Origin of the sequence: Nocardioides sp. GCM10027114 (assembly GCF_042659625.1) — a bacterium.
Taxonomy (GTDB): Bacteria; Actinomycetota; Actinomycetes; order Propionibacteriales; family Nocardioidaceae; genus Nocardioides.
The window spans coordinates 80746-101440 of sequence record NZ_JBHSSS010000001.1; the positions used below are offsets into that span (position 1 = coordinate 80746).

At 73.5% G+C, this 20695-nt stretch carries 22 protein-coding genes and 2 tRNA genes; 16 read left to right on the forward strand and 8 right to left on the reverse strand.

The window, feature by feature from the left end; genetic code table 11:
* Positions 1 to 2: 2 nt before the first annotated feature.
* From cbiQ to ACFP2E_RS00410, 5 genes are all read left to right on the forward strand, one after another.
* On the forward strand, positions 3 to 683 hold the full coding sequence (cbiQ, locus tag ACFP2E_RS00390; RefSeq protein ID WP_378522159.1) for a cobalt ECF transporter T component CbiQ: 681 nt from the start codon (positions 3 to 5) through the stop codon (positions 681 to 683).
* Entirely contained in the window at positions 680 to 1444 is a 765-nt protein-coding gene (locus tag ACFP2E_RS00395; protein WP_378522158.1) for an energy-coupling factor ABC transporter ATP-binding protein, read from the forward strand. The genes cbiQ and ACFP2E_RS00395 overlap by 4 nt, the downstream gene beginning before the upstream one ends.
* Positions 1441 to 1686 carry a DUF3618 domain-containing protein gene (locus ACFP2E_RS00400; RefSeq protein ID WP_378522157.1) on the forward strand — a complete coding sequence of 82 codons (246 nt, stop codon included), beginning with the start codon at positions 1441 to 1443 and terminating at the stop codon, positions 1684 to 1686. The genes ACFP2E_RS00395 and ACFP2E_RS00400 overlap by 4 nt, the downstream gene beginning before the upstream one ends.
* Positions 1687 to 1732: 46 nt before the next feature.
* Positions 1733 to 2032, forward strand: a complete 300-nt coding sequence (locus ACFP2E_RS00405) for a GroES family chaperonin (RefSeq protein WP_378522234.1) — start codon at positions 1733 to 1735, stop codon at positions 2030 to 2032.
* A gap of 69 nt (positions 2033 to 2101) precedes the next feature.
* On the forward strand, positions 2102 to 4486 hold the full coding sequence (locus ACFP2E_RS00410) for a penicillin acylase family protein (protein WP_378522156.1): 2385 nt from the start codon (positions 2102 to 2104) through the stop codon (positions 4484 to 4486).
* A gap of 194 nt (positions 4487 to 4680) precedes the next feature.
* On the opposite strand, the gene ACFP2E_RS00415 is transcribed toward ACFP2E_RS00410, so the two are convergent.
* The 5 genes from ACFP2E_RS00415 to ACFP2E_RS00435 all read right to left on the reverse strand — a co-directional run bounded on the left by ACFP2E_RS00415 (position 4681) and on the right by ACFP2E_RS00435 (position 8916).
* Positions 4681 to 5112: a hypothetical protein gene (locus ACFP2E_RS00415; protein WP_378522155.1), complete on the reverse strand. Its 432-nt coding sequence runs from the start codon at positions 5110 to 5112 to the stop codon at positions 4681 to 4683.
* Between the two features lie 41 nt (positions 5113 to 5153).
* Positions 5154 to 5852, reverse strand: coding sequence for a universal stress protein (locus ACFP2E_RS00420; RefSeq protein ID WP_378522154.1), 699 nt, complete (start codon positions 5850 to 5852; stop codon positions 5154 to 5156).
* A gap of 174 nt (positions 5853 to 6026) precedes the next feature.
* Positions 6027 to 6989, reverse strand: a complete 963-nt coding sequence (locus tag ACFP2E_RS00425) for a PxKF domain-containing protein (protein ID WP_378522153.1) — start codon at positions 6987 to 6989, stop codon at positions 6027 to 6029.
* Positions 6990 to 7171: 182 nt separating this feature from the next.
* Positions 7172 to 7247 (reverse strand) — tRNA-Lys (locus ACFP2E_RS00430).
* Between the two features lie 94 nt (positions 7248 to 7341).
* Positions 7342 to 8916 carry a phytoene desaturase family protein gene (locus ACFP2E_RS00435; RefSeq protein ID WP_378522152.1) on the reverse strand — a complete coding sequence of 525 codons (1575 nt, stop codon included), beginning with the start codon at positions 8914 to 8916 and terminating at the stop codon, positions 7342 to 7344.
* Between the two features lie 302 nt (positions 8917 to 9218).
* On the opposite strand from ACFP2E_RS00435, the gene ACFP2E_RS00440 reads away from it, so the two are divergent.
* The 5 genes from ACFP2E_RS00440 (at position 9219) to ACFP2E_RS00460 (ending at position 14183) form a co-directional block, all read left to right on the forward strand.
* Entirely contained in the window at positions 9219 to 10166 is a 948-nt protein-coding gene (locus tag ACFP2E_RS00440) for a pirin family protein (protein WP_378522151.1), read from the forward strand.
* A gap of 48 nt (positions 10167 to 10214) precedes the next feature.
* A complete protein-coding gene (locus ACFP2E_RS00445) occupies positions 10215 to 12305 on the forward strand; it encodes a penicillin acylase family protein (protein ID WP_378522150.1) in 2091 nt (696 codons plus the stop codon).
* Positions 12302 to 12877 carry a GNAT family N-acetyltransferase gene (locus ACFP2E_RS00450; RefSeq protein WP_378522149.1) on the forward strand — a complete coding sequence of 192 codons (576 nt, stop codon included), beginning with the start codon at positions 12302 to 12304 and terminating at the stop codon, positions 12875 to 12877. Before ACFP2E_RS00445 ends, ACFP2E_RS00450 begins: the two co-directional genes overlap by 4 nt.
* 140 nt (positions 12878 to 13017) lie before the next feature.
* Positions 13018 to 13356, forward strand: coding sequence for a hypothetical protein (locus ACFP2E_RS00455; RefSeq protein WP_378522148.1), 339 nt, complete (start codon positions 13018 to 13020; stop codon positions 13354 to 13356).
* A gap of 245 nt (positions 13357 to 13601) precedes the next feature.
* The gene (locus ACFP2E_RS00460) at positions 13602 to 14183 is read left to right on the forward strand and encodes a DUF305 domain-containing protein (RefSeq protein WP_378522147.1); all 582 of its coding nucleotides are present in this window, start codon (positions 13602 to 13604) and stop codon (positions 14181 to 14183) included.
* A 57-nt stretch (positions 14184 to 14240) separates the two neighbouring features.
* On the opposite strand, the gene ACFP2E_RS00465 is transcribed toward ACFP2E_RS00460, so the two are convergent.
* Both ACFP2E_RS00465 and orn read right to left on the reverse strand, forming a co-directional pair.
* Positions 14241 to 14316: transfer RNA gene (locus tag ACFP2E_RS00465), tRNA-His, on the reverse strand.
* A gap of 45 nt (positions 14317 to 14361) precedes the next feature.
* The gene (gene orn / locus ACFP2E_RS00470; RefSeq protein ID WP_378522146.1) at positions 14362 to 15018 is read right to left on the reverse strand and encodes an oligoribonuclease; all 657 of its coding nucleotides are present in this window, start codon (positions 15016 to 15018) and stop codon (positions 14362 to 14364) included.
* A 55-nt stretch (positions 15019 to 15073) separates the two neighbouring features.
* Here orn and ACFP2E_RS00475 point away from each other — a divergent pair, with 55 nt between their 5' ends.
* The 3 genes from ACFP2E_RS00475 to ACFP2E_RS00485 are packed head-to-tail and all read left to right on the forward strand — an operon-like array spanning position 15074 to position 17366.
* Positions 15074 to 15595 carry a DoxX family protein gene (locus tag ACFP2E_RS00475; protein ID WP_378522145.1) on the forward strand — a complete coding sequence of 174 codons (522 nt, stop codon included), beginning with the start codon at positions 15074 to 15076 and terminating at the stop codon, positions 15593 to 15595.
* Positions 15576 to 16304, forward strand: coding sequence for a DsbA family protein (locus tag ACFP2E_RS00480; protein WP_378522144.1), 729 nt, complete (start codon positions 15576 to 15578; stop codon positions 16302 to 16304). The genes ACFP2E_RS00475 and ACFP2E_RS00480 overlap by 20 nt, the downstream gene beginning before the upstream one ends.
* A gap of 51 nt (positions 16305 to 16355) precedes the next feature.
* Positions 16356 to 17366: an adenosine deaminase gene (locus ACFP2E_RS00485; protein WP_378522143.1), complete on the forward strand. Its 1011-nt coding sequence runs from the start codon at positions 16356 to 16358 to the stop codon at positions 17364 to 17366.
* Between the two features lie 24 nt (positions 17367 to 17390).
* Here the strand turns inward: ACFP2E_RS00485 and ACFP2E_RS00490 are convergent, their stop codons facing one another.
* On the reverse strand, positions 17391 to 18029 hold the full coding sequence (locus tag ACFP2E_RS00490; RefSeq protein WP_378522142.1) for a PIG-L deacetylase family protein: 639 nt from the start codon (positions 18027 to 18029) through the stop codon (positions 17391 to 17393).
* Positions 18030 to 18147: 118 nt separating this feature from the next.
* Here ACFP2E_RS00490 and ACFP2E_RS00495 point away from each other — a divergent pair, with 118 nt between their 5' ends.
* From ACFP2E_RS00495 to ACFP2E_RS00505, 3 genes are all read left to right on the forward strand, one after another.
* Positions 18148 to 18807: a DNA-binding response regulator gene (locus tag ACFP2E_RS00495; RefSeq protein ID WP_378522141.1), complete on the forward strand. Its 660-nt coding sequence runs from the start codon at positions 18148 to 18150 to the stop codon at positions 18805 to 18807.
* A gap of 118 nt (positions 18808 to 18925) precedes the next feature.
* A complete protein-coding gene (locus tag ACFP2E_RS00500; protein ID WP_378522140.1) occupies positions 18926 to 19750 on the forward strand; it encodes a DUF4397 domain-containing protein in 825 nt (274 codons plus the stop codon).
* Positions 19751 to 19774: 24 nt separating this feature from the next.
* Positions 19775 to 20521, forward strand: a complete 747-nt coding sequence (locus ACFP2E_RS00505) for a class F sortase (protein ID WP_378522139.1) — start codon at positions 19775 to 19777, stop codon at positions 20519 to 20521.
* Positions 20522 to 20695 lie beyond the last annotated feature (174 nt).

Here is a 20695-nt window from a genome sequence, read left to right on the forward strand (position 1 = left end):
GCGTGGGCGCCGGTCACGGCCACAAGCTCCACTACCACGGCCACTCCTGGCTGCACCGGGCTCCGGCGCACCGCAAGCTGGTCGCGCTGGTGACGTTCATGCTCGTCGTCGTCGCCACCCCGCGCGACTGGTACGCCGCCTTCGCGGTGGAGGCGGTCGTCCTCCTGGCCGTGGTCGCCTCCACGCGGGTGCCGGCGACCTACCTCGCCCCGCGCATGCTGATCGAGCTGCCGTTCGTGGTGTTCGCGGTGCTCGTGCCGTTCGTGTCCACGGGTCCGCGCACCGAGGTGCTGGGGGTCAGCGTCTCCGAGACGGGGCTGGTCGCCGCGGGCGCGCTGCTGGCCAAGGGCACGCTCGGCGTGCTGGCCGCGCTCACCCTGGCCGCCACGACCGAGGCGGCCGACCTGCTGCGCGGCCTGCAGCGGCTGCGCGTGCCCGACACGCTCGTGCAGATCACCGGCTTCATGATCCGCTACCTCGACGTCGTCACCGGCGAGATGGGCCGCCAGCTGGTCGCGATGCGCGCCCGCGGCTGCGAGCCCCGGTCACCGCGCCACTGGCCGGCGCTGGCCCGCTCGCTCGGCGCACTCTTCGTCCGCTCCTACGAGCGGGGCGAGCGCGTCCACCTCGCCATGCTGTCCCGCGGCTACACCGGGTCCCTGCCGCAGGAGGTGGGCCGGTGAGCACGCCCGTGCTCGACGTCCGGGGCCTGGCGTACGCCTACCCCGACGGCCACCAGGCGCTCTTCGGCGTCGACCTGCACGTCCACCGTGGCGAGCGGGTCGCGCTGCTCGGCCCCAACGGCGCCGGCAAGACCACGCTCGTCCACCACCTCAACGGCATCCTCACGGCCGGGGCCGGCTCGGTCGCCGTCAGCGGGCTGCCGGTCGAGAAGCTGCACCTGCAGGAGATCCGGCGCCGCGTCGGCGTCGTCTTCCAGGACCCCGACGACCAGCTGTTCCTGCCGACCGTCCGCCAGGACGTCGCTTTCGGCCCGGCCAACCTCGGGCTGCGCGGCGCCGCGCTGGACCAGCGGGTGATGGCGGCGCTGGACCGCGTCGGCATGGCCGACTTCGCCGACCGGCCGCCCCACCACCTCTCCTTCGGCCAGCGGCGCCGGGTCGCGGTCGCCACCGTGCTGGCGATGGAGCCGGAGATCCTCGTCCTCGACGAGCCCTCCTCCAACCTCGACCCCGCGTCCCGCCGCGAGCTGGCCGACATCCTGCGCTCGCTCGACGTGACGGTGCTGATGGTGACCCACGACCTGCCGTACGCCCTCGAGCTCTGCCCGCGCTCGGTCGTCCTCAGCGACGGGGTCGTGGTGGCCGACGGGTCGACGTACGACGTGCTGACCGACGAGGAGCTGATGGCGGCGCACCGCCTGGAGCTGCCGTTCGGGTTCGATCCGGCCCACCTGCGGGCGATTGGTAGCCTTCCCGGGTGAGCAACGAGACGTCTTCCCTCGAGCGTGAGATCGAGCAGACCCGCGAGCGCCTGGCGACCACCATCGACCAGCTCCTCTACCGGTCGCACCCGAAGACGATCGTCACCCGTGAGGTGAGCGCCATCAAGGCCTACTTCGTCGACGACGAGGGCCACCCGCGCACCGACAACATCCTCAAGGTCGCCGGCGGCGTCGTGGGCACCGTCGCGCTGTTCGCGGTCGTGCGCCGCCTCGCCCGCTGACGCACCGCCCCGGAGAAGCCCTGTGTCCGACAAGCGTCCGATCAAGATGCTGCACGACCGCATCCTGGTCGAGACCGACCGGGAGAGCGGCGAGCGCCGCTCCTCGGGCGGCATCGTCATCCCCGCCACGGCGGCGATGGGGGCCCGGCGCCTCGCTTGGTCGCGCGTGGTCGCCACCGGTCCGCACGCCCGTGCCGTCGAGGTCGGCGACCGGGTGCTGTTCGACCCGGACGACAAGGCCGAGGTCGAGGTCAACGGCGAGCTGTACGTCGTGATGCGCGAGCGTGACGTGCACGCCGTGGCCGCCGACCGGCTCGGCGACGAGTCCACCGGCCTCTACCTCTGACCGGCGGCGCCGGCCGTCGACGGTGCGGGTCCTCCATAACCCGCGACGGGTCCCGCCGTTGAGCGGGTCGTGCTCCGACGCCGCCTCGCCGCCCTGCTGTCCTGCGCGACCCTGCTGCCGCTCGCGGCCGTCGCCGCCTCTCCCTCGGCCGCGCCGGCGGCGCCGGACCGGCCCCCGCGGTACTCCGCGACGATCGAGCGCACCGAGCACGGCATCCCGCACATCACCGGCGACGACTTCGGCGACCTCGGCTTCGGCAGCGGGTACGCCGCGGCGGAGACGTCGGTCTGCACCCTCGCCGACACGCTGCTCACCGCGCGCGGCGAGCGCTCGCGCTGGCTCGGCCCGGAGGCCCGCTACAACGACCAGGTGACGCTGGACGCCAGCAACCTGCAGGTGGACACGTTCGTGACCGACCTGCGCAACCGGCGGGTGGTCGAGAAGCTGCTGCGCGACGACGTGCGCGGTCCCGGTGCCCAGGCGCGGGCGATGGTCCGCGGCTACACCGCCGGCGTCAACGACTACCTCGACGAGGTCGGCCCCGACGGTGTGGGCGACCCGGAGTGCCGTGGCGCCGGCTACCTGCGGCGCCGGGCCACCGCGCTCGACCTCTGGTACGGCGTCTACCTCGCCAACCTGCTGGCCTCCAGCGGCGTCTTCGTCCCGGAGATCGTCGACGCCGACCCGCCGTCGCCCGACGACCCGGGGACGCCGGACCCGACCCGGGCGGCGGTCGACCGCGACGACCTGCTCACCGAGCTGGGCCGGGACCCGGAGTCGCCGTTCGGGTCCAACGCCACCGCGATCGGCGGTGAGGCCAGCACCACCGGCCGGGGCATGGTGCTCGGGAACCCGCACTTCCCGTGGCGCGGCCGCTACCGGTTCACCCAGCAGCACCTGACGATCCCGGGCCGGTACGACGTCGCGGGCGCCTCGCTCATCGGCTCGCCGGCCGTGAACATCGGCTGGAACCAGCACGTCGCCTGGAGCCACACGGTCTCGACGGCCTTCCGGTTCACCCCCTACGAGTACCGCCTCGTCGGTCCCACGACGTACGTCACCGAGTCGGGTCCGCAGGAGCTGCGGCGCCGGGAGGTCACCGTCACCGTCCGCGCCGCGGACGGCGGGCTCGAGCAGGTCACCGAGGACGTCTACCGCACAGCCGAGGGGTACGTGCTCGACGCCCCCAAGGCGTTCATGCCGTGGTCGACCTCGAGCGTGTGGGCGCTCCGCGACGCCAACGCCGAGCACCTGCGCACCGTCGACACGTTCCTGGAGATGGGCAAGGCCAGCGACGTCCGCGACCTGCTGCGGCGGCAGGACCGCGCTGCGGGCATGCCGTGGGTCAACACCACCGCCGCCGACCGCGACGGCAACGTGCTGTACGCCGACCACTCGGTCGTGCCGAACGTGCCGGACGCCCTCGCCGAGGAGTGCATGACGCCGACCGGCCGCGTGCTGCAGGGCGCGGCCGGCCTCCCGGGCCTCGACGGCACCCGTGCCCGGTCGACGTGCGAGTGGCGCACCGACGAGGACGCCGCCCGGCCCGGCATCTTCGGGCCCGGCAACCTGCCGGCCGTGGTGCGCCGCGACTGGGTCGGCAACGCCAACGACTCCTACTGGACGCCCAACGACGAGGTCCGCCTCGAGGGCTTCGCCGGCATCATCGGCTGCGAGCGCTGCCAGCGGACGATGCGCACCCGCATGGTCTACCGCTACGTCCAGGACCGGCTGGCCGACGGCGGCCTCGAGTCGCCGCGCTCGCTGCGCGGCCACCAGCACGCCAACCGGCTGATGGCCGCCGAGGTGATGCGCGAGGACGACGACCTCGGGGCCGTCTGCCTGGCCACCGGGGAGACCGAGGCGTGCGAGGTGCTCGCCGCCTGGGACGGCCGGTCGGAGACCGACTCGATCGGCACGCACATCTTCGAGGAGTTCGTGGCTCGGCTGCCCGCGCAGGGCGTCTGGCTGACGCCGTTCGACCCCGAGCGGCCGCTGACGACGCCGCGCGACCTCAACGTCGGCAACCCCCAGGTGCGGCAGGCGATGTCCGACGCGATCGCCTCGCTGCGGGAGCGCGGGATCCCGCTCGACGCCCGCTGGGGCCGGCTGCAGGTCGCCGGCGACCGCGGCGCACCGCCGATCGCCCTCGGCGGCGGCACGGGCGACGCCGTCGGCAACGCCAACGCGCTCGCGTCCCGCTACATCGAGGCCGGAGACCGCTACCGGCCGATCACGTACGGCTCCTCGCACATCCAGGCGGTCGCCTTCCGGGACGGGGGCGGGGTGGACGCGCGGACGATCCTGACCTACGGCCAGGCCGAGGACCCCGCCTCGCCCTGGTCACGGGACCAGACCCGGCTCTTCTCGAAGGGGAAGTGGGTCCGCTTCCCCTGGACGCCGGCGCAGGTGCGCGCGCAGTTGCTGTCGTCGTACGTCGTCTCCGGGGGCTGACGTGGACTGCCGGGAGGCGGGCGCCGGGGCCCGGCGCGCGGGCGGGCTGAGCTCACGTCACTTGTGCGCAACCGCAGGCTCCCGGCCGGCCCACGCCTGCCGTTGCGCACGCGGGCGCCACGGATCCCCGGCCCGCCGGGGATCGCTCCCGGGCGCGACGGCGACCCCGCGGCGCTCCGGCAGCCCCGGCCGGCTCAGGTGGCTGGCACGGGCGCGGCGCGGCGCACCGCGGCGCTGAGGGCGCTGCCCACCAGCAGCAGGCACAGCGCGAGCCCCACGACGTTGAAGGCCAGGAAGACCGCGCGGTCCGTGCCCGCGAACGGCACGCCGTGGCTGTACTCGCCGACGTGGCCGATCGTCACGACGATCCCGGTGAGGACCAGCACCCACAGCCCGATCAAGCGAGCTCGGTCGGAGCGGGTGGTGAGCCAGATCCCCAGCAGCAGGCCCACGAGGGGAGGCGGCGGTGCGCTCACCGCGCTGCCGTCCCACAGGGCGTTCCACCCCAGCTCCGTCTCGGGCCGGGCCACGAACTGCGCGGTCAGGTCGAGCGGGATGGCGACCGCGACGCCGAGCACGCTCAGGGCGAGCAGTGCGAGGGCGGCGCGGCGGGCGATGTCGGTCACCCGGCCACGGTAGGTCGACGGCCGGCCGGGCCGCGCCCCAATTACGAGGTCGTGAGGCCCCCGGTCTGAACATCGGCGGCCTGCTCGTCGGGCGAGCGGTGACGCGCGTTCCGGTCGCGGCTCGGCTCGACCACCAGCACCGGCACCTCGGAGTGGCGCAGCAGGTCGGCGGAGACGCTGCCGAGGAGCCGCTCGCTCACGCCGCGCCCGCGACGGCCCACGACCACCACGTCGACCTGGTGCGCGTGGGCGTAGTCCCGCAGCGCGCGGCCGGGGGAGCCCACCAGCACCTCGCGGTCGATCGGGACGTCCCCGAGGATCCGGGCGGCCTCGGCAGCCGCCTCGTCGAGGTGGTCGGTGGCGGCGTCGGCGCCCTGCAGGTTGTCGAGCTCGGCCGTGTCGAAGTCGACGACCTCGGCGAGCACCAGGCGTCCGCAGCCGGGCCCGGTCAGCGCCAGCGCGGTCTCGATCGCGTGGTCGGCCTCGGCCGACCCGTCGACGCCGACGAGGACGGTCAGGCCGGACTTGGGGGCGATCCCGTCGACCGGGTCGTGGCTCGAGGCGAGCGTGCGGGTCTCCTGCTCGACGCGGTCCAGCGCGATGGGCACGAACAGCGGGCCGAGCAGCACAGCGATGGGGGTCCACCGTGTCCCGTGGCCGCGACGGGCCATCCAGAGCCCGGTGGCCAGCCCGGTGACGATCCAGACGGCGATGGCGATCGTGATGAAGAGGGCTTCCATGCCTCCAGCCTCGCCGGGGGAGCGGCCCGGCAACAGTGCGGAAGGGGATGCGCCGGAGGACCGAAGTCCGTTGCGGCGAGGCCGTTCGGCCGCGGACGCCGGGGATCCGGAAGGGCACTCTGAAATGGCCGAACCCCCGGACCGTAAGGGCCCGGGGGTTCCGGTGTTCGTCAGTCACTTCAACCTGAACTGCGCGGTGTGCACGCCGCCGTCGCTCAGCGAGATGTAGAGCTCGTAGCAGCCGGCTGCCGCAGGCGTGGACCAGTTGTAGACGTAGCGGTCTCCGGCGATGCGCAGGCCCGAACCGCCCGAAGCGGTCGACTCGAGGGCATCGACCGGGTCTCCCACGAAGGTCCCGCATGCGACGGACTTGTGCCTGATCTGCGAGACGGCGTCGAGATCGGTGAGGAGCCCGCTGGGTCCCACGATCGTCCACTTCAAGGGGTAGGTCCGGCCGGCCTTGCCGGCGTTGACTGTGGGCGGTCCGTCGACCGGTGCCTCGAATGCGCCGAAGGTCTCGTTGTCACACGCGTCGCCGCGACCGTCCGCGTCCGAGTCCGTCTGACCCGGGTTCGGCGTCGAGATGCAGTTGTCGGTGTCGTCAGGGACCCCGTCCCCGTCGGTGTCGGCCGGGGGGTCGAGCAGCGTCATGTCGAACGTCGCGACGTACTGATCACCGCACCCGCAGCTGCTGTTCCGGTTGTCGAGCACGATCACCGCCAGCTCGGAGCCGGCTCCGTCCCCGAGGATGCCGTTGATCCGGTTCCACGGAAGCGGCACCACGATGGAAGCGCTGCCCGCGCCCGTCGCGTCCGTCGAGACGTACTGGCCGGTCGCGGCGCCGTCGTCGCTCCCGCAGCTCGGGTTGGCCTCGAAGACCTCGACCGAGAACGTGGTCGAGGTGAGCGCCGAGCTGAGCTGAACGTCGAGCTCCAGGCTGGACGCCGTCCGGGTCGCCGTCACGGTGCCGGCGACGGCGCCGGGGTTGAACGGATCACCGAAGCAGGTGATCCCCCCGCCCACGTGCACGAAGTCCACGGAGACGGAGGTGGCGTTCGCGGGTGGACCGGCGAGCACCAGCAGGGGCCCGACCACGAGGGCGAGGACCCAGGATCCGATCTTGAAGTTGGCGGGCATGGTGTGGCGCCTCCCTCGTTGCAGCGGGAGCGCGACCCGATCCAGGCGTAGGCGCCACGCTAGGTCGGTGCCCGGTCAGGTGGAATGGCGCAGAGGGACCATCTTCAGCCCGCCCCATATTGGGGAAACCGTCCTGAAACGACAGGAACCCCCGAGCTCGAAGAGCCCGGGGGTTCCGGTGTTGGTACGCCATCAGGGACTCGAACCCCGAACCCGCTGATTAAGAGTCAGCTGCTCTGCCAATTGAGCTAATGGCGCCCGGTGAAGCGACGCATACGTTACCAGCGGGGTCCGTCGCGGAGAAATCGGGAGGGCCCCGCCGCGATCGCTGTTGCGCAGGTCACGGCCGGGCTCAGCGGGAGGCCAGCACGGCGCTCGCCGCGTTGTGCCCGCCGATGCCCGAGACGCCGCCGCCGCGACGTGCGCCGGCGCCGCAGACGACCACCGACTCGACGTCGGTCTGCACGCCCCACTGCTGCGCCGGGGTGTCGAGCCGGGCCCGGTTCGAGGCCCATGGCCAGTCGAGGTCGCCGTGGTAGATGTGCCCGCCCGGCATCGCTAGGTCGGCCTCGATGTCCTGCGGGATCTTGGCCTCGAGGCAGGGCTCGCCCTGCGCGTCGCGGGCCAGGCAGTCGGCGATCGGCTCGGCGAGGTGCTCGTCGATGGCCGCGAGCGCGCGCTCCACGGCCAGCCGCTTCCGCTCCTCGCGGTCCGGGCCCGCGAACAGCGATGCCGGCAGGTGGACCCCGAAGTAGGTCAGGGTGTGCTGGCCCTCCGGGTGCTGGTCGAGGATCGACGGATCCGTGAGCGAGTGGCAGTAGATCTCGCCCGGCACCACGGAGGGGATCTCGCCCCGGGCGGCCTCGGCGTACGCCGTCTCGAGGCGGCTGAGCTCCTCGGCCACGTGGAGGGTCCCCGCGAAGGCGACCTGCGGGTCGGCGCCGGAGCGCAGCCGCGGGAGTCGCGACAGGAGCATGTTGAGCTTGAGCTGCGCGCCCTCGGGCTTGGTCTCCGGCTCCTCGGGCCCGCCGAGGAGGATCCGCAGCACCCACGGCGCCACGTTGGCGAGCACGTGACGGGCACGCAGCGTCTGCGACGAGATGCCGTCGTGCCAGACGACCTCGGCGCCGTCGTCGCCGGCGTGGATGGCGCTCACCCCGGCGTTGGTGACGATCTCCACGCCGGCGTTCCCCGCCGCCCGGCCGAGGGCGGTGGTCACCGCCCCCATGCCGCCGACGGGCACCCGCCACTCGCCGGTGCCGTTGCCCATCGAGTGGTAGAGGAACGCGCGGTTCTGGTGGAGAGCGGGGTCGTGCATCGACGTGAACGTGCCGACGGCGCCGTCGGTGGCGACGATGCCGCGCACGGTGTCGTCGCGGAACCGCTTCTCGAGGGTGTCGCCGAGCGGCGTGGCCACGAGGTCGGACCAGACCTCGGGAGCCACCCGGGCGCGGACGTCCCGCTCGGTCGGCAGCGGCTCGAGCAGCGTCGGCGCCACGGCTCCGGCCAGGCTGGCCACGTCGGCGTGGAACGCCTGCCACGCGTCGTACTCCTCGGAGCCCCCGGTGAGGGCCTCGAAGGAGGCGGCGGTCGCCCGGCCCTCCGGACGCTCCACGAGGAGGCCGCCGGGCTTCCCGTCGCGCAGCGTCGGCGTGTACGACGCGGTGGACCGCGACACCAGCTCCAGGTCGAGGCCGAGCTCGCGCACCAGCTGCTCGGGCATGAGCGAGACCAGGTAGGAGTACCGCGACAGCCGGGCCCGGTGGCCGGTGAAGGCCCGAGCCGAGACCGCGGCGCCGCCCACCTGGCCGAGCCGCTCCAGCACCACGACCGACATCCCGGCGCGGGCCAGCATGGTGGCCGCGACGAGGCCGTTGTGCCCGCCGCCGACCACGACTGCGTCGTACTGATCCCTCTGTGACGTCACCGGGTCAACCTAGCCGTCGCGCCAGCACGCGGTACACGTGCCTGCGCCGGCGCCGAGGTCGACGGCGAGCCGGTCGCGGCCGGGCCCGGCGAGCTCCAGGACGCGGCGGAGGAGCGGTCGCACGCCCCTTCCCACCTGCGACTGGTTGTAGGCGCTCCAGTTGTGCGCGGCCCCCCGTCATGTCCAGCACTGTGCCGCACGGCACCCGCCGGGGAAAGGAGGAGCGGAATATCCAACTTTCAACTACCGTTGGACGGGGTGACCCCGCACGACCAAGGTGGTCCCAAGCAGAGAGGAACGCCATGCCCGCCGTCACCGTCCCCGACCTGACCGTCCTCGAGCGCCTGCGCGCGCCCGGGCTCGGCGACCAGCCGCGCCCCGTGTGGCAGGTCTCGACCGCCCCGCAGGGCTACGAGGGCGAGGGGTTCCCGGTGCGCCGCGCGTTCGCCGGCATCGACCTCGCCCACCTCGACCCGTTCATCATGATGGACCAGATGGGCGAGGTGGAGTACGCGCCCGGCGAGCCCAAGGGCACCCCCTGGCACCCGCACCGCGGCTTCGAGACCGTCACCTACATCATCGACGGCGTCTTCGACCACCAGGACAGCCACGGCGGTGGCGGCACCATCACCAACGGCGACACCCAGTGGATGACGGCCGGCAGCGGCCTGCTCCACATCGAGGCGCCGCCGGAGTGGCTGGTGCAGAAGGGCGGCCTCTTCCACGGCATCCAGCTCTGGGTGAACCTGCCCCGGGACGCCAAGATGAACAACCCGAGGTACCAGGACCTGCGCTCCGGCGAGGTCGCCCTCGTCACCTCGGCCGACGCCGGCTCGCTGGTCCGCGTCATCGCCGGCTCCGTCGACGGCCACGCCGGTCCCGGGTCGACCTACACCCCGATGACGCTGGTCCACGCGACTATCGAGCCGGGCGCGCAGCTCGAGCTGCCGTGGGACGTCGACTTCAACGCGCTCGTCTACGTGCTCAACGGCCAGGGCACGGTCGGCACCGAGGGCCGTCCGATCCGGATGGGGCAGTCGGCCGTCCTCGGCGCCGGCGACTTCCTGACGATCAGGGCCGACCGCGCGCAGGAGAGCCGCTCGCCGAAGCTCGACGTGATCGTCGTCGGCGGCCGTCCGATCCGGGAGCCGCTGGCCTGGGCCGGCCCGTTCGTCATGAACACCAAGGCCGAGGTGCTCGAGGCCTACGAGGACTTCCAGCGCGGCGCGTTCGGCCACATCCCGGCCTGAGCCGAGCCGGTGCGGTGACGCCGCCGCGCTCGGTTAGGGTCACCTCACATGGCCCGGCTCCACCGCGACGCGTACGGCGTCCCGCACGTCCGCGCGACCTCACTGCACGACCTCGCCCACGGGCAGGGGCTCGTCACGGCGCGTGACCGGACCTGGCAGCTCGAGCACCTCCGGCGCCGCGCCACCGGCACCACCGCCGAGCTCCTCGGCCCGGCCGGCCTGGCGTGGGACCGGCTGGCGCGACGCACCGCGCTGGCCGACGTCGCACGCCGCGCCCACGCGGGCCTCGAGCCGGCGACGCGTGACTTCGTCGCGGCGTACGTCGCGGGGCTGAACGAGGGTCTCCGTGCCGACGTGCCCGAGCTCGAGCAGCTCGGCGCGACGCCGGAACCGTGGCAGCCGTGGACGCCGCTCGCGGTGATGGCCGCGCAGCACCTGCTGTTCGGCAGCCTCCCGGGCAAGCTCTGGGCCCACCGGGCGCGGGAGGTGCTCGGCGACGACGCCCGGCTGCTGTCCCACGAGGGGCCGGTCACCAGCGGCAGCAACGCCTGGGCGGTCGGCGGCGACCGGACCGCGAGCGGCTTCCCGCTGGTGGCGGGCGACCCGCACCGCGCGTTCGAGAGCCCGGGCGTCTACATGCAGGTCCGGCTGGCCTGCGAGGACGCCGACGACCGGTTCGACGTGGCGGGCTTCGCCTTCCCCGGCGTCCCCGGTGTCCAGCACTTCGCGCACGCCGGCGACGTCGCCTGGGCCATCACCAACGCCATGGCCGACACCCAGGACGTGTACGCCGAGCAGCTGCGGCGAACCGCCGACGGCACGGTCGAGGCCCTCGGCCCCCACGGCTGGGAGCCCGCGGACTCGCGGGTCGTGACGATCGCGGTGCGCGACGCCGAGGACGTACGCGTCGAGGTCATCGCCACGGAGCGGGGCCGCGTCCTCGCCGGCGAGCCGGCCGAGGAGCCGGGGAGCACGGGCCACGCGCTCAGCCTGCGCACGCCCACCGACGTGCTGGGCGACCTGGGGTTCGACGCGCTGCTCCCGCTGCTGCGGGCGCGCTCCGTCGACGACGTCGACGCGGCGTTCGACCGCTGGGTGGAGCCCGTCAACAACGTCGTCGCGGCCGACCGGGACGGCGCCGTCCGCTACCGCGTCGCCGGCCGGGTGCCGCTGCGGGCCGAGGCCAACCGGCGGGGCATCGTCGACGCCGCCGACCCGGCGCACGGCTGGACCGGCTGGGTGGACCCGCTGCCCCGCACCGACGTGCCCGCCGACGGGCACGTGGTGACCGCCAACGAGCGCCGCGGACCGGAGAGCGCGGCGATCGGCACGACGTTCGCGCCTCCCCACCGGGCGGCCCGGATCGGCGCGCTGCTCGAGGGCCGCGACGACCTCACCGCGGACGACCTCGCGGCCGTGCACGCCGACGCGCTGCTGCCGGCGCTCGAGCTGTACCGCGACCTGCTGCGGCCCCTGTCGCCCGGCCCGGCTGGGGAGCGGGTGCGGGACCTGCTGCTCGCGTGGGACGGCCGGATGGAGACCGACTCGGCCGGCGCCGCCGCCTTCGCCGCCTGGCGCGGGGCGCTCGTCCGGCGGGTTGCCGCCGAGCCGGTGCTGGCGCCGCTGGCCCAGCCGGTGGTCGACGACCAGGTGCTCGCGCCCTGGCTCGACCCGACCGCGCGCGTCGGGGTCGCCGTGGAGACGCTGGTCGCGGCCGGCGAGCCGTTCGGCATCGACCTCGCGGCCCTGGCCACCCAGGCGCTCGACGACGCCGCCGGCCATGCGGCCACCTGGGGCGAGAGCCACACCTTCTTCGCCGCCCACGCCTTCCACGGCGCCCCGCAGGGGCCGGACGGCCCGCAACCGCCGCACCTCCCGGCGTACGCCGTGGGTGGCGACACCGACTGCGTGCGCTGCACCGGCTCGGTGCCCGGCGTCGACGACGCGGCCTGGCGGGGCTCGGTGGCCCGCTACGTCTGGGACCTCGCCGACCGGGAGCGCAGCGGCTGGGTGGTGCCCCTCGGGGCCGCTGCCGACCCCCGCAGCCCTCACCACGCCGACCAGCTGCCGCACTGGGCCGCCGTCCGGCTGGTGCCGCTGGTGACCGACTGGGACCGGTTGACCGAGGAGACCCCGTGAGCGAGGCGCTGTCGGCCCCCGTGGCCCGCGCCGCGGTGCCCGGCTTCGGCGCGCTCGAGCTCCACCGGCTCGACCCCGACCGCGACGCGCCGCTGGTCCACGGCTGGGTGACCGAGGAGCGGGCGCGGTTCTGGATGATGCAGGACCACAGCCTCGAGGAGGTCCGCGAGGTCTACACCTGGATCGCCGGGCAGCCCGGCCTCCGAGCCTGGCTGCTGCGGCTCGACGGCGAGCCGGTCGCGCTGCTGCAGGACTACCTGCCCGAGGCCGAGCCGGTCGGGGAGCACTACGACGTGCTGCCCGGCGACCGGGGGATCCACCTCCTCCTCGCGCCCCCGACCGGCCACCGGCCGGGTCACAGCCGGACCCTGCTGCGGTTCTTCCTGGACTTCGTGCTCGCCGACCCGGACGTCGAGCGCGTCGTCGTCGAGCCGGACGTCGCCAACGAGAAGTCGCTGCGGCTGCTGACCCGGCTCGGGTTCGAGCCGGACCGGGTGCTCGACCTCCCGCACAAGCGAGCTCGGCTGGCGTTCCTCCTCCGCGACCGGCACCAGCCGCTGGCGGCCGGCTGAGGCTCCCCGTGTCCGCCGGGTGCCGTGCGTGCCCTCTGCCCTGACTCCGTCGGCCACGGTCTAGTCGGCTGCGGGCGGAGCCCTAACGTGAGCCGGCTCACGTCGTTGGACCCCTGACCGCCAGCCGACCGAGGGGGACCATGCGGGCAGCCGACGCCGTGCACCACCTGCGACGCGCGGTTCTGGGGTTCGCCGGGACCAGCGTCGTCCTGCTGGTCGCCGTGGGGGGCCAGACGGAGGACCCGGTCAGCGCCAAGCCGGCCGCGCTCGGCTCGGTGCCGTGGCTGATCGAGAAGCACGACTGCTGGACCGGGCAGGCGCCCCCGGACGTGCAGGGTCAGCTGCCCGGCCACGTCGTGGTCACCCGCCCCGGCGACGAGGCGCCGTCGTACGGCGGGCCGGACGCGGTGGCGAAGGCCCTCGCGCACGTCTTCGACGGCAAGCACCCCGATCTGGTCGTGCACGCCTTCTGCCGCTGACCCGCCGCTCGCGCGCCTCGGGAGGGTTGGGAGGCCGCAGACGGGGTAGGGGAACTGTCGATGAGGCAGTGCGCCCGAGCGACTCCCGCGACTCCCGCGCGGAGGCGCCGCCTGTCCGGACCCCTCGTGACGGCACTTCTCGTGCTCGCGGCGGTCATCGCCTCCGCGTCCGCCGGTCTGGGCACCCGCCGGTCTGGGCACCCGTCCGAGTCCAGAGGTCCGTCCACCCGAGGAGGAACCGCCCGATGACAGAGCACGACCGCCCCGACCTGCGCCGCTACCTGCGCTTCGGCGCGATGATCGCGACGTCGACCACGGTGATGTTCGCACTCACCTACACCAACTCCATGCAGCTCGAGCACGTCCGCTTCAGTGAGGAGCGGGTCTACATGGCGCTGCTCATGGGCGCCGCCATGGCGGTGGTGATGCTCTCGTTCATGTGGGCGATGTACCGCTCTCTGCCGGTGAACGTCGGCATCCTCGCCGGCGCCGTGGTCCTCGGCCTGCTTGCGCTCTACCTCTCGCGCTCGCAGACCCTCGTCGACGACACCGCCTACATGAAGGGAATGATCCCGCACCACTCCATCGCGATCCTCACGAGCGAGCGTGCCGGCCTCGACGACGTCCGCGTGCGCGAGCTCGCCGACGAGATCCTCGAGGCGCAGCGCACGGAGATCGCCGAGATGGAGTGGCTGATCGAGGACATCGAGGAGAACGGCCCGGCGACGACGCAGGAGGAGGCCGAACGCCGCCCGGTGCCCGACTTCGACGCCTCGGCGACGGCCTGGCTCGGGGTGCGGCTCGACGCCGCAGCCGTCGTCGGCTGAGCCGCGCCCAAGAAATGGCCTCGGGCCCCGGACATCGCGTCCGGGGCCCGAGGGCGGTGGGGTGAGTGACGGGACTTGAACCCGCGGCCACCTGGACCACAACCAGGTGCTCTACCAGCTGAGCTACACCCACCAGGGCGCCCGGTTCGAGCCCGGGCTGTCGGAAAGTGTAGGGGAATCAGTCGGTGATCGCGGAATCGGGTGCCGGCTCGCCCGAAAGGCCGGTCAGCGAGCCGCCGTGGCGGGCCGCGATCTGGCGGGCGGCGTCGCTGTCGGGGCCGGGCGGAGCCACGAAGACCGCCTCCCGGTAGTAGCGCAGCTCCTCGATGCTCTCCTGGATGTCGGCCAGCGCGCGGTGGTTGCCGCGCTTGGCCGGAGCCTGGAAGTAGGCGCGGGGGAACCACCGGCGCGAGAGCTCCTTGATCGAGGAGACGTCGACGATCCGGTAGTGCAGGAACGACTCCAGCGTGGGCATGTCGCGTGCGAGGAACGACCGGTCGGTGGCGACGGTGTTGCCGGCCAGCGGCGGCCGGCTGTTGGGCGCACAGTGCTGCTGGATGTAGGCGAGCACCTGCTCCTCGGCCTCGGCGAGCGTGAGCCCCTGGTCGAGCTGGTCGAGGAGTCCCGACTCCTGGTGCATGGTGCGGACGAAGTCGTTCATCTGGTCCAGCGCCTCGGCCGGCGGCTTGACCACCAGGTCGATCCCGTCGCCGAGCACGTTGAGGTCGAAGTCCGTCACGAGCGCCGCGACCTCGATGAGCGCGTCGGCCCGCAGGTCGAGGCCGGTCATCTCGCAGTCGATCCAGACGAGTCGTTCATTCACGGGCTGAACCATACGCCGGGCCCGGATTCTCAGCCGCGGCTCAGGTCACACGACTAGCGTCGAGCACGTGCAGCAGCGGCCCGGCATCTCGACGCGCCCCGGTGCGGGCGCCTGGTTCGGTCTGGTCGCCCGGCTCGTCACCGGCGGTGTCTGGATCGTCGCTGGCGCCCTCAAGCTGCCCGACCCCGCCGCCAGCGTGCGGGCGGTACGGGCCTACGACCTGCTCCCGGAGGCGGTCGTGCCGACGGTGGGCTACCTGCTGCCGATCTGCGAGGTGGTGCTGGGTGCCTGCCTGGTCCTCGGCGTCATGGTGCGGGTCTCCGGCGTGCTGTCGTCGCTGCTCTTCGTCGCCTTCATCGTCGGGATCGCCTCGGCCTGGGCGCGCGGGCTGCAGATCGACTGCGGCTGCTTCGGCGGCGGCGGCTTCAAGGAGGACGCCGCCGAGGACTACCCCTGGGAGATCGCCCGCGACGTCGGGCTGCTCGCCCTGTCGCTGTGGCTGGTCTGGAGGCCGCGCACCCGCCTCGCGCTCGACCACGTGCTGTTCCGAGTCCCGGAGAGGAAGACCGATGTCGAAGAAGTCCGCTGACGCGTCGCGCGCCGCCCGCGCCCAGGCCGCCCTGGAGGCGCGGCGCCGCGGCGACCGCAACCGTCAGATGGCGGTGGCCGGCGCCATCGTCGCCGTGCTGGTCCTGGTGGTCGGCGTCGTCTTCTTCCTCAGCAGCCGCCAGGACACCACCGGCGACGTGCCGCAGGCGACGCCCGACGGTGCCACCGACGACTACGGCCTCGTGGTCGGGGACGCCTCGGCCCCCACCGAGATCGTGATCTACGAGGACCCGCAGTGCCCGGTCTGCGCGCAGCTCGAGGACGCGGTCGGCGAGCCCCTCGCCGAGGCGGTCGAGGCGGGTGAGGTCCGCGTCGAGTACCGGGTCGTCTCCTTCCTGGACAACGCCTCCACCAACGACTACTCCTCGCGTGCCGCCAACGTCCTCGCCGCGACGTACGACGTCGCCGGCGCCGAGGCGTTCGCGGAGCTGCACGAGACGCTCTTCGCCGAGCAGACTCCCGAGGGCGGGCCCGGCCACGAGGACGACCAGCTGGTCGAGTACGCCGTCGCGGCCGGCGCGGACGAGGCCGAGATCCGGCCGCTGGTCGAGGGCGGGGCCTACGACCAGTGGGTCGAGAACGCCACCGACGCGATGTCGCGCAACGGCGTCAACGGCACCCCGACGGTGTTCGTCGACGGCGAGCGGGCGGAGGACCCGCTGCAGGGCATCCTCGACGCCCTCTCCTGACGGCGGGGCTCGATTCGGCACGGGCGCGGAGCCGCTGCCACACTCGCTCGGATGAGCCTCTCGTCCTTCATCGCGGGCCTGCCCAAGGCCGAGCTCCACGTCCACCACGTCGGCTCCGCGTCGGCTCGGATCGTCGGCGAGCTCGCGGAGCGCCACCCCGGCGTGGTGCCCAGCGACCCCGACGAGCTGCGGAAGTTCTTCGAGTTCCGCGACTTCGCGCACTTCATCGAGGTCTACCTCGCGGTCGTCGACCTGATCCGCACGCCGGAGGACGTCCGGCTGCTCACCTACGAGGTCGCCCGCGAGATGCAGGGCCAGCAGCTGCGGTACGCCGAGCTCACCTGCACGCCGTACACCTCCGTGATTCGCGGCATCCCGATCGAGGCCTACACCGAGGCCATCGAGGACGCCCGGGTCGCCGCCGAGCGCGACTTCGGGCTGGTGCTGCGCTGGATCTACGACATCCCCGGCGAGAGCGGGCTGCCCGCCGCCGACGCGACCCTGGAGTACGCGCTGCGCCACCGCACCGACGCGCTGATCGGTTTCGGCCTGGGCGGTCCCGAGATCGGCGTGCCGCGGCCGCAGTTCCAGCCGCACTTCGACGCCGCCCGCGCCGAGGGGCTGCGCAGCGTGCCGCACGCCGGCGAGACCACGGGCCCCGAGACCGTCTGGGACGCGCTGCGGCTGCTCGGTGCCGAGCGGATCGGCCACGGCACCACCGCGGCGCAGGACCCTGAGCTCCTGGCGCACCTCGCCGAGCAGGGCGTGGCGCTCGAGGTCTGCCCGTCGTCCAACATCGCGACCCGGGCCGTCGAGACGCTCGACGCACACCCGATCACGACGTTCCGCGACGCCGGCGTCACGATCACGGTCAACTCCGACGACCCGCCGATGTTCGGGACGACGCTGAACCGCGAGTACGAGATCGCGGCCGAGCTGCTCGACCTCGACGAGGCCGGCGTCGCGGACCTGGCCCGGGCGGCGGTGACGGCCTCCTTCGCCGACCAGCCGGTCAAGGACCGCATCATCGCGGAGATCGACGAGTACGCCGCGCGGACCTGACCGTCCTCCCAGCAGTCGGCGGGCTCAGCCGTCGACCGGGACGACTGCCTCGACGACGAAGTGCTCGGCGTTCGCCAGGGCACGTGAGGGCGGCGGCTGGCACCGGTCGATCCCGCGCAGCCGGTCGGCCGCCTGCTGCTTGCGGAACTGGGTCTCCGGCACGAGCGCGAGCCGCTCCAGGGTCGGCCAGGGGTGCTGCCGGGTCCGCCAGGCCGAGACCGGGAACTCCACGAGCCGCGCTCCTGCCGACGTCGCGACCGCTGCCGCGGCCCGTCCGGTCGTCTCGTGGTCGGGGTCGCCGTCGCGCCGCCACGGTGCGGCCACGAGCGTCTGCCGGCCGCCGAGCACGAGCGGGAGGAGGCCGGCCTCGATCTCCTCCACCCGCTGGTGGAGCGTCCCGGGGGTCGCCCCCAGGTAGGCGACGGGAGCTCCGGGGGCCAGCAGGTCGACGGCGCCCTCGACCGCGGCGACGTGGGCCAGGGCGAGCGACGGGTCGACGGGGCCGGTCAGGCTCCGACCGGCGGTGAGCAGCACGACGTACACGGAGACGCCGCTCGCGTGCGCCGTGGCCACCAGGCCACCCGCGCCGAACGTCGTGTCGCCCGGGTGGGCCGCCACGACCACGAGGCGTCGGGGACTGCCAGTCTCTGTGAAGTCGAGCACGAGCTTCCTTCGGGGGGACGCACCGGCGGGGGACCGGGCCGTCGCCACGCTACGGACCCGTCTCGCCGGGCACCTCATCCAGCCGGGTGAAAGAACACCGATTGACTACAGTCAGGGTGTGGCCGACTCCCCGATCCGCCTCGCCATCGTCAACGACTACGAGATCGTCGTCGCCGGCATCGCCGCGATGCTCGACGACCACGACCACCGCGTGCGGGTGGTGGAGCTGGACTCGGGGCTCCCGGTGCTCAGCGACGTCGACGTCATCTTCTACGACACCTTCGGGCAGGTGCAGGGCGACGGGCTCGACCTCGACGTGCTGCTCAACGGCGGCGACGCGAAGGTCGTGGTCTTCAGCTGGAACGTGCAGCCCGACCTCGTCGACCGGGCGCTCGAGCGGGGCGCCGCGGGCTACCTGTCCAAGGGGATGACCGCGGACCAGATCATCGCGGGCGTCGAGGCGGTGCACGCCGGCAAGGTCGTGCGACCTGAGCTGGACGAGACGTCCGACCGGGGCGCCGCAGGGGAGTGGCCGGGGCGGGAGTGGGGCCTCACCGCGCGGGAGGCGGAGGTGCTGGCGCTCATCACCCAGGGCCTGAGCAACCAGGAGATCGCCGAGCGCACCTACCTGTCCATCAACTCGGTCAAGACCTACATCCGCACCGGCTACCGGAAGATCGGCGTCACCCGCCGCTCGCAGGCCGTGGCCTGGGGGATGAGCCACGGCTTCCAGCCGGACCGGCTGAGGGTCGTCGAGGCGTCCGCGGTCGACGACTGACACAGTCCCGGCATGGAGTGGTCTAAACAACTTGTTGAAAAAAGTTGTTGAGATTCCCATCCGGCTGTGTGGACCGTTCCGAACCCCCGGCAAGTTCTCCGAGGAAAGGAACAGTCCGATGAAGCGCACCCTGGCCACCCTGTCCGCGGCCGCCGTGGTCGTCGTACCCGCGGCGTTCGCCTCGCCGGCCGCTGCGGCCGAGGGAGAAGCGACGGTCTCCGTCCTGCACGGCGTGCCCGGCCTGACGGTCGACGTCTACGCGAACGGGGAGGAGCTGCTGCCCGACTTCGAGCCCGGCACCCTCACCGATCCGCTGACCCTGCCCGCCGGCACCTACGACCTCCAGGTCTTCGCCGACGGTGACACCCCCGACAGCGCCGACCCGGCCATCGAGGCCAACGGCGTCCAGGTGCCCGCCGGCGCCAACGCCACCGTGGTGGCCCACCTCGACGCCGACGGCAACCCGGTGCTGACGCCGTTCGTCAACGACACCTCCGCCACCGACGCCGGCCAAGCCCGGCTCGTGGTCCGGCACACCGCCGCCGCCCCCGCGGTCGACGTCCGTGCCGACGGCCAGGTGCTCTTCGACGGCCTGTCCAACCCGAACGAGGCCTCCGGTGACGTCCCGGCCGGCACCTACTCCGCCGACGTGGTCCTCGCCGGCGAGAGCGACCCGGTGCTCGGCCCGGCCGACCTGAACCTCGGCGAGGGCACCTCGACCATCGTCTACGCCTGGGGCTCCGCCGAGGACGGCAACCTCGACCTCGCCGTGCAGACCATCGACAACCTGCACTCGGCCCCGTCCGGCGTCCCCGGCGGCGAGACCGGTGCCGCCGCGATGGAGGACGGCGCTCCGCTGTGGGCCTTCGGCCTCGGCGCTGCGTCCCTGCTGGCCCTGGGTGTCGCCGCCTCGCGGCTCGCCCCGGCCCGCGCTCGCCAGTGACGACGAGCTGAACGAGTCGCATCGATGAAGTCGAGGCTGGGCAGGAGGACCTGGTGGGTCGTGGCGGTCGCCGCGCTCGCCGGGCTCCTGCTCAGCCTCGTCGTCGTGCTGCCCGGGCTGTCCGGCGGCGGCAGCACACCGCTCGCCGTGGACGAGGTCCGCGGCGGGGCCGCCCTCGAGGCGGACGCCGGCCCGGCCGTCGACGCCGCGCCGGCAGCCCCCGCGCCGGGCCCCGCGCGGCCCGCGTCGCGGTCGGGCGGCAAGAAGGCGAAGGCCGCCCCCGTGGTGGGCCGCAACGACGCCTCCCTCGACGCCCTGAAGGTGCCGCGCACCCGACCGCCGGCGCGCGTACGCGTCCCCAGCGTCGGACTCGACTCGCGGGTCCGCCCCGTCGGGGTGGGCAAGGGACGCCAGATGAGCCTCCCGGCCGACCCGTCGGTCCTCGGCTGGTACCGCTACGGCTCGGGCCCCGGGGAGCGCGGCTCGGTCGTGATGGCCGGGCACGTCGACTCGGAGCGGTTCGGCATCGGTCCGCTCGCCCGCCTCGCGGAGATCCGGGCGGGCGACCTCATCCAGGTGACGCTCGCCAACGGCCGCACCCGGACCTACCGCGTCGACAGCATCCAGCGCTTCGACCGGCAGGCGCTCCCTGCCGGCGTCTTCTCCCGCACCGGTCCCGAGCGGCTGCGGCTGGTCACGTGCACCGGTGCGTTCCTGCCCGAGGCCGGCGGCTACCAGCAGAACCTCGTCGTCACCGCCGTACCGGCCTGACCGCGCCTGACACCTGGCGCGGCCCGCCCCACTGGGCGGACCGCGCGCCGGCGCCCCCGGCAGTGTGCTGGTTCAGGACATAGGCGACAGATGTCTCAAGACATCGGCGACACCATGTCTCAGGACATCGGAAACACTCCCGGGCTCCTCGATGCTCGGCCATGTCCAAGGCCC